Source organism: Variovorax sp. RKNM96 (genome assembly GCF_017161115.1).
Classification (GTDB): Bacteria; Pseudomonadota; Gammaproteobacteria; order Burkholderiales; family Burkholderiaceae_C; genus Variovorax.
The window spans coordinates 4,689,263-4,703,375 of sequence record NZ_CP046508.1 but is presented as its reverse complement, the minus strand read 5'-3'; the positions used below and the strand labels follow the sequence as shown (position 1 = coordinate 4,703,375).

The following is a 14,113-nucleotide window of genomic DNA, read 5'->3' as shown; positions in this document are numbered from 1 at the left end:
ATTCATCATGAGCGACAACAACACTCCGACGTCCGCTGCTTCCGCAGCCCCTGTTGCACCTGAAGCGCCCGCCGGCAACGGCAAGCGCCGCCGCGCGCTGACCGCACTGGCAGCCGTGGTCATCGTCGCCGGTGGCGGCTGGGGCCTCTACGAATGGCTGGTCGCCAGCCACTACGAGGACACCGACAACGCCTACGTGCAGGGCAACGTCATCCAGATCACGCCGCAGATCGGCGGCACCGTCATGGCCATCAACGCCGACGATACCGACTTCGTGAAGGCCGGCCAGCCGCTGGTGCAGCTCGATCCGGCCGACGCCAAGGTCTCGCTCGAACAGGCCGAGGCGGCGCTGGCCCAGACTGTGCGCCAGACGCGCACGCTCTACGCCAACAACGGTTCGCTGGCTGCGCAGATCACGCTGCGCCAGTCGGACATCGTCAAGGCACAGAGCGACATCGCCAAGGCGCAGGACGACCTGCAACGCCGCCGTGCGCTCTCGGGCAACGGCGCTGTGTCGAAGGAAGAACTCAACCACGCCGAAACGCAGCTCGACACGGCCAAGAGCCAGCTCGCCGCCGCGCAGGCCGGCGTGGTCGCCGCCAAGGAAGCCCTGGTGAGCAACCAGTCGCTGACCGAAGGCACCAGCGTGGCGCAGCACCCGAGCGTGCTGGCCGCTGCCGCCAAGGTGCGCGAGGCCTACCTCGCCACGCAACGCGTCGCGATGCCCGCGCCGGTCGACGGCTACGTTGCCAAGCGCACCGTGCAGCTCGGCCAGCGTGTCTCGGCCGGCACGCCGATGATGTCGATCGTGCCGCTCAACCAGCTGTGGGTCGATGCCAACTTCAAGGAAGTGCAGCTGCGCAACATCCGCATCGGCCAGCCCGTGAAGCTCACGGCCGACGTCTACGGCAAGAAGGTCGAGTACGACGGCAAGGTCGCCGGCCTGGGCGTGGGCACCGGCAGCGCATTCGCACTCCTGCCTGCGCAGAACGCCACCGGCAACTGGATCAAGGTGGTGCAGCGCGTGCCCGTGCGCATCGCGCTCGACCCCGAGCAACTCAAGGCCAACCCGCTGCGCATCGGCCTGTCGATGGACGCCGAGATCGACATCACTTCGAAGAGCGGCAAGATGCTCGCCGACGCACCGCGCGGCAGCGCGCTCACGCAGACGCAGGTCTACAGCCAGCTCGACCGCGGCGCCGATGCCGAAGTGGACCGCATCGTCGCGGCCAACCTCGGCCGCGCCGCACCGGCCACCGCCGCTTCCGCACCGGCCAGCCGTGCACCCGCGGCGGCACCGGCCACCGGTGCGCAGGTGGCCACGCAGGGCCAGCCCGGTTGATCGTTGCCCGCTTCGCTTGACATAAAGAAGCACGCGCAATGGCCACCGCCGCTCCCGCTTACATAGCGCACGCACCGCTCGAGGGCTCCGCCCGCGTGTGGGGCACGATCGCGCTGTCTGCGGCAACCTTCATGAACGTGCTCGACTCGTCGATCGCGAACGTGTCGTTGCCCGCCATCTCGGGCGACCTGGGCGTGAGCACCACGCAGGGCACCTGGGTCATCACCAGCTTCGCGGTGGCCAACGCCATCGCGGTGCCGCTCACGGGTTTCATGACCCAGCGCTTCGGCCAGGTGCGCCTGTTCATGGCGAGCGTGATCCTGTTCATGGTGGCCTCGCTGATGTGCGGCCTGGCGCCGAACATGACCACGCTGATCCTGTTCCGCGCGCTGCAGGGTTTCGTCGCGGGCCCGATGATTCCGCTGTCGCAGACGCTGCTGCTGTCGAGCTATCCGAAGGCCAAGGCCGGCCTTGCGATGGCGATGTGGTCGATGACCACGCTGGTCGCGCCGGTGATGGGGCCGCTCCTGGGCGGCTGGATCACCGACAACATCTCGTGGCCGTGGATCTTCTACATCAACATCCCGGTGGGCATCGTCGCAGCCTCCATCACTTGGGCGCTCTATCGCAAGCGCGAGAGCACCACGCACAAGGTGCCCATCGACGCCATCGGCCTCGCGCTGCTGGTGCTGTGGGTGGGCTCGATGCAGCTGATGCTCGACAAGGGCAAGGAGCTCGACTGGTTCCATTCGCCGCAGATCGTCACGATGGCGGTGGTGGCCGTGGTGGGCTTCGCGTTCTTCCTGATCTGGGAGCTGACCGACAAGCACCCGGTGGTCGACCTGTCGCTCTTCAAGCGCCGCAACTTCTGGTCGGGCGCCGTGGCAACGGCCGTGGCCTACGGCCTGTTCTTCGGCAACGTGGTGCTGCTGCCGCTGTGGCTGCAGCAGTGGATGGGCTACACCGCGACGCAGGCGGGGATGATCATGGCGCCCGTGGGGCTGCTGGCGATCTTCTTCTCGCCGATCGTCGGGCTCACCGTGGCCAAGATCGATCCGCGCCGCTATGCAACCTTCTCGTTCCTGGTGTTCGCGCTGATCTTGTGGATGCGGTCGAACTTCAATACGCAGGCCGACTTCGTGACGATCATCATCCCGACGATCATCCAGGGCATCGCGATGGCGTTCTTCTTCATCCCGCTGGTCACGATCACGCTGTCGGGCCTCACGCCTGACCGCATTCCGGCCGCATCGGGGTTGTCGAACTTCCTGCGGATCACAGCCGGTGCCATGGGCACGTCACTCACCACGACGCTGTGGGACAACCGCGCGACGCTGCACCACGCGCAGCTCGCGGAAAGCATCAACCAGGGCAACAGCGCGGCCACCAGCGCGATGTCCGGCCTGTCCAGCAGTGGCTTCAGCACCGACCAGGTGATGGGGCAGATCAACCGCCTCGTCGACCAGCAGGCCTACATGCTCGCGACGAACGACATCTTCTATGCGTCGGCGATCCTGTTCCTGCTGCTGATCCCGCTGGTGTGGCTGGCCAAGCCGCAGAAGGGCGGCGCCGGCGGCGACGCCGCGGCCGGCGCGCACTGACCGCGCGGTTTTCCACCACCTCCCATCACCCCCAGGCTTCGCAAGAGCCCTGGGGGTTTCTTTCGAAAGGCAGCCTCTCGCATGGACCAATTTGCCGCCATGAAGGCTTTTCGCGCGGTCGTCGAGGCCGGCGGCTTCACCGCCGCGGCCGAGGGGATGGACGTTTCGCACACCGTCGTCTCGCGCCACGTCAAGCAACTGGAAACGGCGCTCGGCGTGCAGCTGCTCAACCGCACGACGCGGCGCTTCGCCCTCACGCAAGCCGGCCAGACTTACTACGAGCACAGCCGCCAGATCCTGGACCAGGTCGAGGCGGCAGCGCTCCTCGTGGCACAGCACCAGGTCGAGCCGACGGGCCTGCTGCGCATCAATGCGCCGATGTCCTTCGGCCTGGAAGAGCTGGCGCAATGGCTGCCCGTCTTTCTCGACGCACATCCGCAGGTCAGGGTCGATCTGGTCTGCAACGACCGCTTCGTCGACCTGATCGAGGAGGGCTTCGACGTGGGCCTGCGCCTTGCCTATTCGCTCTCCGACTCGACGCTGATCGTCAAGCGCCTCGCGAGCTTCGAGGAGTGGTGGGTGGCATCGCCCGCGTATCTTGCGCGGCACGGCACGCCCGCCGTTCCCGACGACCTGGGCGCGCACCAGTGCCTCAACTATTCGCTCGCGGGGAAGGCCGGGCAACCCAGCTTCACGGCGCAGGACGGCAGCGTCCACACGGTCGATGTAGGCGGCCGGTTGCAGGCCAACAGCGGCATCGTGCTGCGCGCGGCCGCGCTGGCTGGCACGGGGCTCGCGGCGTCTCCTGAATTTCTTGTTCGTGAGCATGTCGCGCGCGGCGAGCTGGTGCGTGTGCTTGCGGGGTTCAGTCAGCAGCCGCTGAATCTCTACGCGCTTTATCCGCAGAACCGGCACCTGTCGCCGAAGGTGCGCGCTTTGGTCGACTTCGCGGCCGCGCGCTACTTGTCGCCAGCCGCTCAGGCAGGCAGCAGCGACTGATCCAGCAACTGCAGCACGTCATCGGTCGTGCGCACTTCGGCGACGACGTCCGACACGCCGCGCAGTGCCGCGCGATGCAACTCGCGGTGGTCCAGAACGCCGCCTTCCTCCAGATCGAGGTCGCGCGTCGCGCAGGCATCGCTCACGATGAGGCTCTGGTAGCCGCGCGGTGCGGCGTCGAAGGCGGTGGCCGAGACGCACATGTGCGTCATCAGGCCCGTCAGGATCAGCGTCTTGATGCCGCGCGCCTGCAGTTCGGTTTCCAGCGAGGTGCCGGCGAAGGCACTGGGCGTCGCTTTCGTCAGCACGGTGTGGTGCGCCGCCGGGCGCAGTTCGGCGTGGATGTCGAAAGCCTTGCTGCCTTCCGCGAAGATCGGGCTGTCTGCGGGCGCGAGGTGCTGCGCATGGAACACATGCATCGCATGCCGGTCCGCCCACGCGATCAGGCGCTTCGCCTGGCGCAGCGCCGCGAGGCCATCGGGGATGGGCATGCGCCCGTCGAAATACTCGTTCTGGAAATCGATCGCGATCAACGCCGTGGTGGCGGGGTCGAGGCGGGTGGTCGGCTGGGCGCCGGTGAGGGTGCGGATGCTGGGGTGCTTCATGCGGCTTCTCTGGATAAAAAAAGAAGCCTGAAGCGTACGAATCGGCGACACCGCCGTGTAGATGCGAAACCGCACAAGACTTGTGCGGATCGTGGCGGCCAACCGGTTATTTCGCGGTGCCGTCCAGCGCCTTCAGCACGTCGTAGCACGCGCCCATCGTGTGATAGTCGGTCTTGCCGGCCGGGCTTTTCTCGTCGCTGATCTTCTGGTTCTGCGGCGTGAGGATGCGATACCACGCGCCGTGCTTGTGGTCGATGAAGTGCTCCCACGAATACGCCCAGATGCTGTCGTACCAGTCCCAGTAGCTCGCATCGCCGGTGCGCACCGCAAGCAGGGCGGCCGCGGCGAAGCTCTCGGCCTGCACCCAGAAATACTTGTCGCCGTCATACAGCGAGCCGTCGGGCGCGAAGCCGTAGACCAGCCCGCCGTGGTCCGCATCCCAGCCGCGGAACATCGCGGTGTCGAAGAAGTGCCGGGCGCGCGGCACGATCCAGCCGGCCTCGCGGCCTTGCGCATTCAGGAGGCGCTCCAGCTGCAACAGCAGCTTGGCCCACTCGGTCAGGTGGCCGGTCTGGAAACCCCAGGGCCGGAAGATGTCGCTGCGGTCGCCGCGGTTGAACTCCCAGTCGACCGACCAGTCCGCGCGGTAGTGCTCCCACACCAGCCCATCGGCGAGCGCGGCCTGACGGCCCGTCACGGCCTCGGCGAGTGCAAGCGCGCGGTCGAGGTAGCGCACCTCGTCGGTTGCCTCGAAGGCCGCCATCATCGCCTCGCAGGCGTGCATGTTGGCGTTCTGTCCGCGATAGGGCGAAACCTGCCAGTCGGCTGTGGCTTCGTCGGCGTAGAGGTGGTGGCGCGGTTCCCAGAAATGCCGCTCCATCAGGTCCCACGCGTGCTCCAGCCCTTCGCGCGCCTCGGTCACGCCGGCCATCAGCGCATGCGCGTGCGCGAGCAGCACGAAGGCCAGGCCGTAGCAGTGCTGGGTGCTGTCCAGCACGGTGGCACGGCCTTCGTGCCAGTCGAGCTGCCATGCAAAACCGCCCTCGGGCAGCGCATGCGCACCGTGCAGGAAGGCCAGGCCGTGCCGCGTCGCCTCGAGGTCGGCTGCCTGGCCGAAGCGGCGGTACGCGTTCGCATGGTTGAACACGAAGCGCGCGCTGCTCACCAAGTGGCGCGTGCGGCGGTCGTAGACCGTGCCGTCGTCCTTGAAGAAGTGGAAGAAACCGCCCGAAGGATCGATGTCGCGCGGTTCGTAGAAGGCCAGCGTGTGCCGGATGTGGTCGATCAGGAAATCGGGTGAGCGGAAGTCGGGCATGGAAAAAGAAAGGGTTCGTCAATCCCAGGCGCGCAGGCCCATCTGACGCAACCCCAGGGGCGTCAGGTCATCGGGCGTGGCACGGCCTTTGAAATCGACTTCGTAGTCTTCGGGTGCGAAATCGGGGCTGCTGCGTCCGGCCAGGAAGGCCGGCGCCTGCCGCTCCATGAATGCGCGGTTTTTCTCGCACCAGGGCGCCGCGGCAATGTAGATCACGCTGCTGTGCTGGTTGCCGCGGTGCTCGTCCTCCACGGCGTGGATCACGTCGGAGTGCCACCACACGGTGTCGCCGGGCTCGACCAGCGGAATCGGGATCAGCCCATCGCGCAGCTCGGCATGCCATTCGGCCGTGGCGCCGAGTGCGCGGCCCGGCTGGGCGCCACAGAGGTCGCCTTCGGGCACGTCGGGCTGCAGCGCGCGCAGCAGCATCCACGGCGCGGTGCGCGCGATCGGCACCAGCCGCAGCGTGCCGTCGCCCGGGCCCTGGCGCGACAGCGCGGTCCAGCCCTGGAAGGTGCGAAAGGCCGAGCACACGGCGGGGGAGGGAATCTCGCGCGTCTCGATGCGGCCTTCGGCATCGAAGGGGTCGAAGCGCCCGAGGTCACCTTCGAACACCTCGCGGTACACGTGCCGGAAGGTCGGCTCGCACCAGCGCTCGACCGAACCGCCATCGGAATGCGGCGATAAGCCCAGCGTCGAATCGCCGGGCTCGCGGCGGCGGATGCGGTCGGCGTAGTTGGCCTGGCGGTCGGGGTCGAAGAAGCGGGTGCCGTTCTTCTCGAAGGTCCAGAGGCGGTTGAGAAAAGCGCGCGTGGTGTGCATGCGCTCGTCCTGCCGCGCCTGCATCTGCGGGCGCGACCAGTAGAGGCCGAAGATCTGTGGCCGACCCGAGGCCAGCGCGCTGAAGTATTTGTCCAGGCCCGCCTTGGCGCGCGCGTGCGCGAGGTAGTCGTTGCCGTCGATGTAGCTGTGAATCTCTTCGTTCCACGCCTGCACCTGCGCTGCGTCGAACACGCCGCGCACCACCACGCAGCCGCGCCGGTGGATGCGCGCGATCTGCTCGGGCGACACGCGCCCGTGCACGATGTCGGCATAAGCCAGTTCGGGCACTGCGCCGCCGCTGGCCTGCTCGGCACGCACCGCCGCGACCTCGTCTTCGAGGAATTCGGTCTCGAGCGCGAAGCGCCGGGCGAGGTCGGGCACGCGCGCGCGCAACTCGCGCTGGGCCTGCAGCACCGCTTGGGGAATGTCGTTCATCCAGTCGGTCATGGGCGTCTTCTCCTTGTCGTTCGTGGCGTGCCGTCAGGCGATCAGCGTCTCTGTCTCGGTGTCGAAGAAGACGATCTTCGACAGGTCGATCGCGAAATGCGCCATGGCGCCGGGCTGTAGCGTCACGTCGGGCGGCAGGCGCGCAGTGAAATCATGCCCGCCAAGGTCGAGCAGCACCAGCGTGTCTGCCCCAGTCGGCTCCACCACCTGCACACGTGCACTCACCAGTTGCTGCGTGCCGTGCGCTTCGGCGCCGTAGCCTGCCAGCCCGACCGCTTCGGCGCGCAGCCCCACGATCACTTCCTGGCCCGCATAGGCATGCAGCTGCGCGGGCGTCAGCGACAGCGGCAGGTCGATGCTCACCGCGCCGCCGCCACCGGCGGTCAGCAGTTGCAGCCCGCCGGCCGTCGTCATCGCCACCCGCATGCGCAGCAGGTTCATGCGCGGGGAGCCCATGAAGCTTGCGACGAAGGTGTTGGCCGGCCGGTTGTAGACCTCGTGCGGCGTGCCCAGTTGCTGCAGCACGCCGCCCTTCATCACCGCGATGCGCGTGGCCAGCGTCATCGCCTCGATCTGGTCGTGCGTGACATAGACGATGGTGGCGTTGAGCCGCTGGTGCAGCTTCTTGATCTCGGTGCGCATGTCCAGCCGCAGCTGCGCATCGAGGTTGGAGAGCGGCTCGTCGAACAGGTAGAGCTGCGGCTCGCGCGCCAGTGCCCGGCCGATGGCCACGCGCTGCCGCTGGCCACCCGAGAGCTGGCGGGGCTTGCGGTCCATGAGGTGGCCGATCTGCAGCAGCTCGCCCACTTTCTTCACGCGCTCGGCGCGCGCGGCCTTGTCGACCTTGCGCATCTCCAGCGGGAACTCGATGTTCTTGGCCACTGTCATGTTGGGGTAGAGCGCGTACGACTGGAACACCATCGAGATGTTGCGCTCCGCGGGCGCGGTCTTCGTGATGTCCGCGCCGTTGAGGCGCAGCTTGCCCTCGGTGGGTTCCTCCAGCCCCGCGATGATGTTCATCAGCGTGCTCTTGCCGCAGCCCGAGGGGCCGACGAGCACGAGGAACTCGCCGTCCTTCAGCGCGATGGAGATGTCGTGCAGTATCTGGACGGGGCCGAAGCTCTTGCGAATACCAATCAGGTCCAACGAAGCCATTCACTAACCTTTGACCGAGCCGGCCATCAGGCCGCGCACGAAATATTTTCCGGAGATGAGATACACGACCAGCGTGGGCAGCGCCGCAATGAACGCCCCCGCGAAATGCACGTTGTATTCCTTGACCCCGGTGGAGCTGTTCACCAGGTTGTTGAGCGCCACCGTGATCGGGAACGAGCTGAAGTCGCTGAACGAGGCACCGAACAGAAATTCGTTCCAGATGTTGGTGAACTGCCAGATCACCGTCACCACGATGATCGGCGTGCTGTTGGGCAGGAGGATGCGCAGCAGCACCCCGAAGAAGCCCGCGCCGTCCATCCGCGCCGAGCGCACCAATTCCTGCGGAAATGCCGCGTAGTAGTTGCGAAAGAAGAGGGTGGTGAAGCCGATGCCGTACACCACGTTCACGAAGATCAGCCCCGTCACCGTGCCCGCGATGCCGAGGAACCCGAGCGTTCGCGCCATCGGGATCAGCACGATCTGGAACGGAATGAACACCGAGAACAGCATCGCCGCGAACAGGAGGTGCGCGCCGCGGATGCGGTACTGCGTGAGGATGTAGCCGTTCACCGCGCCGATGAGCGTGGAGATGACCACCGCCGGCACCACCAGCAGGAACGAGTTGATGAAGTAGGGCTTCAGCCCCGTGGGCTGCACGCCGATCTGCGCCGTGCTCCAGGCCGCGCGCCAGGGATCGAGGGTCCAGTCGATCGGCAAGGTCATCAGGTTGCCGCTGCGGATTTCTTCCAGCGGCTTCAGCGAATTGATGACCATCACGTAGACCGGCATCAGGAACACGAAGGCCAGCACCAGCAGCACCGCATACAGCACGAAGCGCATTGCACGTTCAGCCATGCTTGGCTCCCCGCATCTCGCGCAGCAGGTAGGGCACCACGACCACGCCGATGGCCGCAAGCATCAGCACAGAGCTGGCCGCACCCACCGCCATCTCGTTGCGCGTGAAGGTGTACTGGTACATGAAGACGGAAGGCAGCCAGGTCGAGCGCCCCGGCCCGCCGTTGGTGAGCGCGATCACCAGGTCGTACGACTTGATTGCCATGTGCGCGAGGATCACGAAGGCCGAGACGAACACCGGCCCGAGCTGCGGGATCACGATGCGCGTGTAGATCTGCCAGGGGCGTGCGCCGTCGACGCGCGCCGCGCTGATCTGCTCGCCGTCGACGCCGCGCAGCCCCGCGAGGAACATCGCCATCACGAAGCCCGTGGTCTGCCAGACGGCGGCGATGACGACGCAATAGATCGCCATCTCGCCGTCCTTGATCCAGCCGAACGAAAAGCCGCTCCAGCCCAGGCTTTGCAGCGTGTGCTCGATGCCCACGCCGGGGTCGAGCAGCCACTTCCACGCGGTGCCGGTGACGATCAGCGAGAGCGCCATCGGATAGAGATAGATAGAGCGCAGCACGCCCTCGGCGCGCACCTTCTGGTCGATGAGGATCGCCAGCAGCAGGCCCAGCGCCATCGAGACCACGATGTAGAGGCTCGCGAAGATCGCGAGGTTGCGCAGCGACACCTCCCAGTTCTCCAGCCCCAGCAACCGCTCGTAGGCCGCCGTGCCGGCCCACTCGGTGGTGGGCAGCATGGTCGACGTCGTGAACGACAGGTAGACCGTGAACATGATGTAGCCGTACACGCACACCAGCACGAGCAGGGCGCTCGGCGTGAGCAGCAGCTTGGGCAGCAGTCCGGCTTTCATGAACGCGCGGGCACTCCGGACACCTTGAAACAGCGGCGCATCAGTTCTTCGCAGCCGACACCATGGCCGCCACCGCCTTCTTGTCGTCGAGCTGGCCGTTGAAGTGGCGAGTGATCACGTCGTAGAACGCGTTCTTGATCGACGCCGGCTCCGCATGGCCGTGGCCGATGGAGCCCACCAGCATGTTGGCCTTGCTGGCCTCGGCCAGGTCCTTGATGGCCTTCTTGCCGCAGGCGTCGAAGGCGGTGTCGGGCACGTCGGTGCGCGCGGGCGCCGAGCCCTTGGCCACGTTGAAGGTCGACTGGAAGCCCGGGTCCATGATCGCGGCGGCCAGCTTCTGCTGCGCAGCGGTCTTGCCCGCGTCCTTGAGCGTGAACATCACGAACTGGTCGGCGTTGAAGGTGACCGTGCCCTGCGTGCCCGGGAAGCGGAAGCAGGCGAAGTCTTTCCCCGGCACCAGCTTGGCGTTGACGAACTCGCCCTTGGCCCAGTCGCCCATGATCTGGAAGCCGGCCTTGCCGCCGATCACCATGCCCGAGGCCACGTTCCAGTCGCGGCCCGAGAAGTCCTTGTCCACGAGCTTGCGCAGCTGCGCCATGCGCTGGAACACCTTTTCGGTGGTCGGCGAATTGATGGTCTTCGTGTCGAGCTCGATGAAGGCCTTGCGGTAGTAGTCGACGCCGCCGGTGGACATGGCCACGCTGTCGAAGAGCGTCGCGTCCTGCCACGGCTGGCCGCCGTGGGCGAGGGCGATGAAGCCGGCCTTCTGCACCTTCTCGGCGGCGGCGATGAACTCGTCCCAGGTCTTCGGCTCGGCCGTGACGCCCGCCTTCGCGAGCACGGCCTGGTTGGCCCAGACCCAGTTGGTCGAGTGCACGTTCACCGGCGCGGCGATCCACTTGCCGTTGTACTTGGAGAACTTCTGCAGGGCAGGGGGCACCACCTTGTCCCAGCCGTCCTTCTGCGCGAGTGCGTTGAGGTCGGCCACCACGCCCTGCTTGCCCCAGTCGAGGATGTCGAAGCCCAGCATCTGCGAGGCGGTGGGCGGGTTGCCCGAGGTCACGCGGGCGCGCAGTGCGGTCATTGCGGCCTCGCCGCCGCCACCGGCCACGGGCATGTCGTTCCATTTCACGCCCTGCTTCTCGAGGTTGGCCTTGAGCACATTGAGCGCGCCGGCCTCGCTGCCCGAGGTCCACCAGTGCAGGACCTCCACGCTTTGTTGCTGGGCCATGGTGGCGGTGCCGACAAGGCCAATGGCAAGACCGATCGAGAGTGCGACGGCGTTCTTCTTCATGTGTTTCTCCGGTTGCAGGGTGCGCGGCAGTTTAGGCAGCGCTACCTGCCTTTCCGCCTTGTGCTTTCCCGGACGAAACACGGCGTTGGCAGCGCAACAAAGGCCGCCTTGTCGGAGAGAAAAGAGGGCCTCAGCCCACAGTACTTTGCCGCACGACTAGTTCGACCGGCAGCGTGTTCAGGCGCGGCAGCGAGCTGCCATGCATCGCCAGTTCGACGCCCATGCGACCCAGTGCCTGGCGGTCCACGCGCACCGTGGTGAGTGGCGGCTTGGCCGATGCGGCGGTCTGCACATCGTCGAAGCCCACGATCGCGATGTCCTCGGGTACGCGCAGGCCCGCGGCCAGGCAGGTGTCGAGCGCCGCGAGCGCCGCCATGTCGTTGCAGGCGAACACGGCGTCGGGCGGTTTGCGCAATCGCAGCAGCTGCTGCATTGCAGCGGAGGCGCCGCGGTCGTGCGGCAGGCCCAGCGGCGCGACCACTTCCAGTTCGGGGTCGGCGAGGATGCCGGCCTCGAACATCGCCCGGCGGTAGCCATGGGCCCGCTCGAGGATGCTCACATGCGCGAGCGAGCCCGCGATGTAGGCGATGCGCTGGCGGCCGATGTCCAGCAGATGGCGCGTGGCCAGGAAGCCGCCGGCCGCGTTGTCGGGGTTCACCGCGAGCATGTCGCGCAGCGAGAAGTCGATCAGCGCGAAAGGCAGGTCGAGCCCGGCCACCATGTCGAGCACCTCGGTCTCGAAGAAGCCGGCCGCCAGGATCATGTCGGGCTCGTGCAGCCGCAGCTGCTCGCGGATCGGGTCGGTCGGGCCGCAGGTGAGCAGCGTGGGCACGATGCCGAATTCGCGGCAGGCCTCCTCCACCCCGTGCAGCACGTCGGAGAAGAAGGGGTTGACCGAGAAGTGGCTGTGCTGGCGATGCACCATGAAGACCAGCCGCTTGGCCTTGGCGCTGCGCAGGCGCCCGGCGTTGTAGCCGACGTCGCTGGCGATCTTGCGGATCATGCGGCGGGTGTCGTCCGAGAGGCCGCGCTGGTTCTTCAGGGCACGCGACACGGTGCTGATCGACACACCGGCGGCCTCGGCCACATCGCGGATCGTTACGGTCATGGATTGCAGGGGAGAGTTGTCGAGCGGGAAGCCGCATTGTCACTGCGACGACAGTTGGTGATCGTGCATAACTTCTCTGCTGCAAGCTGGTTGCAGTGCAGCATAGGCATTTGCCCCAGTATGCAAGCGCGGGTCGCCCACGAACAATCGGTCCGCGCTCCATGGTGGCGCGCCGAGATGGACTGCATGACCGACTTCTTTTTTCCGAACCCGGGCGACCTCGCGAGATGAGCGACGTCATCCTCGAAACACGCCAGCTCACCAAGGAATTCAAGGGGTTCACCGCGGTCAGCAAGGTCAACCTCTCGGTGGTGCGCGGCTCGATCCACGCGCTCATCGGCCCGAACGGCGCGGGCAAGACCACCTGCTTCAACCTGCTCACCAAGTTCCTGGAGCCCACGACGGGCACGATCCTGTTCAACGGGCAGGACATCACCGGCGAGCGCCCCGCGCAGATCGCGCGGCGCGGCATCATCCGCTCGTTCCAGATCTCGGCGGTGTTTCCGCACCTCACGCTGCTGGAGAACGTGCGCCTCGGCCTGCAGCGGCGCCTGGGCACCTCGTACCACTTCTGGAAGAGCGAGAAGTCGCTCAAGCCACTGGATGCCAGAGCCCGCGAGCTGCTGGCTGAAGTCGGCCTGGAAGAACTCGCCGACGAACAGACCGTGAACCTGCCCTACGGCCGCAAGCGCGCGCTCGAGATCGCGACCACGCTGGCCATGGAACCCGAGCTGATGCTGCTGGACGAACCCACGCAGGGCATGGGCCACGAAGACGTGCACCGCGTGGCCGAGCTCATCAAGCGCGTGTCGGCCGGACGCACCATCCTCATGGTCGAACACAACATGAGCGTGGTCTCCACCATCGCCGACACCATCACCGTGCTGCAACGCGGCGCCGTGCTGGCCGAAGGCCCCTACGCCGAAGTCTCGAAGAACCCGCAGGTCATGGAGGCCTACATGGGCACCACGGACGGCGAAATGCAGGGCGCGCACTGATGACCGCTGCACTCGAAATCAAGGGCCTGCAAGCCTGGTACGGCGAATCGCACGTGCTGCACGGCGTCGACATGGTCGTGCAGCCCGGCGAAGTCGTCACGCTGCTGGGCCGCAATGGCGCGGGCCGCACCACCACGCTGCGCGCCATCATGGGCCTGACGGGTGCCCGCAAGGGCAGCATCGAGGTCAACGGCAAAGAGACCATTGCGATGCCAACGCACCGCATTGCCCACCTGGGCATCGGCTATTGCCCCGAGGAGCGCGGCATCTTCGCCAGCCTTTCGTGCGAAGAAAACCTGCTGCTTCCACCAGAGCTCAAGGGCGCTGGCCCCGGCATGTCGGTCGAAGAGATCTACGCCATGTTCCCCAACCTGGCCGAGCGCCGCCACAGCCAGGGCACGCGCCTGTCGGGTGGCGAGCAGCAGATGCTGGCGGTGGCGCGGATCCTGCGCACGGGCGCCAAGCTGCTCTTGCTCGACGAGATTTCCGAAGGCCTCGCGCCGGTCATCGTGCAGGCGCTGGCCCGCATGATCACCACGCTGCGCGCCAAGGGCTACACCATCGTGATGGTGGAGCAGAACTTCCGCTTCGCCGCGCCGCTGGCCGACCGCTTCTACGTGATGGAGCACGGCCGCATCGTGGAGAAGTTCGGCGCCGCCGAGCTCGAAGCCAAGATGCCGGTGCTCACAGAGCTGCTCGGCGTCTGAATCCCA

The 14,113-nt window shown here is 66.7% G+C and carries 13 protein-coding genes; 5 read left to right on the top strand and 8 right to left on the bottom strand.

Features of this window, described 5'->3' with window-relative positions:
• Nucleotides 1–7: 7 nt before the first annotated feature.
• From GNX71_RS21755 to GNX71_RS21745, 3 genes are all read left to right on the top strand, one after another.
• On the top strand, nt 8–1,342 hold the full coding sequence (locus GNX71_RS21755; protein WP_206174342.1) for an HlyD family efflux transporter periplasmic adaptor subunit: 1,335 nt from the start codon (nt 8–10) through the stop codon (nt 1,340–1,342).
• Nucleotides 1,343–1,380: 38 nt separating this feature from the next.
• The gene (locus tag GNX71_RS21750; protein WP_206174341.1) at nt 1,381–2,943 is read left to right on the top strand and encodes a DHA2 family efflux MFS transporter permease subunit; all 1,563 of its coding nucleotides are present in this window, start codon (nt 1,381–1,383) and stop codon (nt 2,941–2,943) included.
• Nucleotides 2,944–3,024: 81 nt separating this feature from the next.
• Complete coding sequence (locus tag GNX71_RS21745) at nt 3,025–3,942, top strand: LysR family transcriptional regulator (RefSeq protein ID WP_206174340.1); 918 nt, start codon at nt 3,025–3,027, stop codon at nt 3,940–3,942.
• On the opposite strand, the gene GNX71_RS21740 is transcribed toward GNX71_RS21745, so the two are convergent.
• From GNX71_RS21740 to GNX71_RS21705, 8 genes are all read right to left on the bottom strand, one after another.
• Nucleotides 3,921–4,547: a cysteine hydrolase family protein gene (locus tag GNX71_RS21740; RefSeq protein WP_206174339.1), complete on the bottom strand. Its 627-nt coding sequence runs from the start codon at nt 4,545–4,547 to the stop codon at nt 3,921–3,923. The genes GNX71_RS21745 and GNX71_RS21740 overlap by 22 nt on opposite strands.
• A 106-nt stretch (nt 4,548–4,653) precedes the next feature.
• Complete coding sequence (locus GNX71_RS21735; RefSeq protein WP_206174338.1) at nt 4,654–5,862, bottom strand: AGE family epimerase/isomerase; 1,209 nt, start codon at nt 5,860–5,862, stop codon at nt 4,654–4,656.
• A gap of 18 nt (nt 5,863–5,880) precedes the next feature.
• Entirely contained in the window at nt 5,881–7,131 is a 1,251-nt protein-coding gene (locus GNX71_RS21730; protein ID WP_206174337.1) for a YbiU family protein, read from the bottom strand.
• A gap of 33 nt (nt 7,132–7,164) precedes the next feature.
• Nucleotides 7,165–8,286: an ABC transporter ATP-binding protein gene (locus GNX71_RS21725; RefSeq protein WP_206174336.1), complete on the bottom strand. Its 1,122-nt coding sequence runs from the start codon at nt 8,284–8,286 to the stop codon at nt 7,165–7,167.
• Nucleotides 8,287–8,289: 3 nt separating this feature from the next.
• Complete coding sequence (locus GNX71_RS21720; protein ID WP_206174335.1) at nt 8,290–9,141, bottom strand: carbohydrate ABC transporter permease; 852 nt, start codon at nt 9,139–9,141, stop codon at nt 8,290–8,292.
• Nucleotides 9,134–10,000, bottom strand: coding sequence for a sugar ABC transporter permease (locus GNX71_RS21715; RefSeq protein ID WP_206174334.1), 867 nt, complete (start codon nt 9,998–10,000; stop codon nt 9,134–9,136). Before GNX71_RS21715 ends, GNX71_RS21720 begins: the two co-directional genes overlap by 8 nt.
• A gap of 40 nt (nt 10,001–10,040) precedes the next feature.
• Complete coding sequence (locus GNX71_RS21710; protein ID WP_206174333.1) at nt 10,041–11,294, bottom strand: ABC transporter substrate-binding protein; 1,254 nt, start codon at nt 11,292–11,294, stop codon at nt 10,041–10,043.
• Between the two features lie 130 nt (nt 11,295–11,424).
• Nucleotides 11,425–12,402, bottom strand: a complete 978-nt coding sequence (locus GNX71_RS21705; RefSeq protein WP_206174332.1) for a LacI family DNA-binding transcriptional regulator — start codon at nt 12,400–12,402, stop codon at nt 11,425–11,427.
• A 227-nt stretch (nt 12,403–12,629) separates the two neighbouring features.
• Between GNX71_RS21705 and GNX71_RS21700 the strand changes: the two genes are divergently transcribed.
• Nucleotides 12,630–13,400 (top strand): ABC transporter ATP-binding protein, encoded by a 771-nt coding sequence (locus GNX71_RS21700; RefSeq protein WP_013542391.1) that lies wholly within the window; start codon nt 12,630–12,632, stop codon nt 13,398–13,400.
• Entirely contained in the window at nt 13,400–14,107 is a 708-nt protein-coding gene (locus tag GNX71_RS21695; protein ID WP_013542390.1) for an ABC transporter ATP-binding protein, read from the top strand. The genes GNX71_RS21700 and GNX71_RS21695 overlap by 1 nt, the downstream gene beginning before the upstream one ends.
• Nucleotides 14,108–14,113 lie beyond the last annotated feature (6 nt).

What these genes read in the sequence shown, in the direction of transcription:
- GNX71_RS21755 (WP_206174342.1), top strand. Translation starts at nt 8, where the DNA reads ATGAGCGACAACAACACTCCGACGTCCGCTGCTTCCGCAGCCCCTGTT.
- GNX71_RS21750 (WP_206174341.1), top strand. Translation starts at nt 1,381, where the DNA reads ATGGCCACCGCCGCTCCCGCTTACATAGCGCACGCACCGCTCGAGGGC.
- GNX71_RS21745 (WP_206174340.1), top strand. Translation starts at nt 3,025, where the DNA reads ATGGACCAATTTGCCGCCATGAAGGCTTTTCGCGCGGTCGTCGAGGCC.
- GNX71_RS21740 (WP_206174339.1), bottom strand. Translation starts at nt 4,547, where the DNA reads ATGAAGCACCCCAGCATCCGCACCCTCACCGGCGCCCAGCCGACCACC.
- GNX71_RS21735 (WP_206174338.1), bottom strand. Translation starts at nt 5,862, where the DNA reads ATGCCCGACTTCCGCTCACCCGATTTCCTGATCGACCACATCCGGCAC.
- GNX71_RS21730 (WP_206174337.1), bottom strand. Translation starts at nt 7,131, where the DNA reads ATGACCGACTGGATGAACGACATTCCCCAAGCGGTGCTGCAGGCCCAG.
- GNX71_RS21725 (WP_206174336.1), bottom strand. Translation starts at nt 8,286, where the DNA reads ATGGCTTCGTTGGACCTGATTGGTATTCGCAAGAGCTTCGGCCCCGTC.
- GNX71_RS21720 (WP_206174335.1), bottom strand. Translation starts at nt 9,141, where the DNA reads ATGGCTGAACGTGCAATGCGCTTCGTGCTGTATGCGGTGCTGCTGGTG.
- GNX71_RS21715 (WP_206174334.1), bottom strand. Translation starts at nt 10,000, where the DNA reads ATGAAAGCCGGACTGCTGCCCAAGCTGCTGCTCACGCCGAGCGCCCTG.
- GNX71_RS21710 (WP_206174333.1), bottom strand. Translation starts at nt 11,294, where the DNA reads ATGAAGAAGAACGCCGTCGCACTCTCGATCGGTCTTGCCATTGGCCTT.
- GNX71_RS21705 (WP_206174332.1), bottom strand. Translation starts at nt 12,402, where the DNA reads ATGACCGTAACGATCCGCGATGTGGCCGAGGCCGCCGGTGTGTCGATC.
- GNX71_RS21700 (WP_013542391.1), top strand. Translation starts at nt 12,630, where the DNA reads ATGAGCGACGTCATCCTCGAAACACGCCAGCTCACCAAGGAATTCAAG.
- GNX71_RS21695 (WP_013542390.1), top strand. Translation starts at nt 13,400, where the DNA reads ATGACCGCTGCACTCGAAATCAAGGGCCTGCAAGCCTGGTACGGCGAA.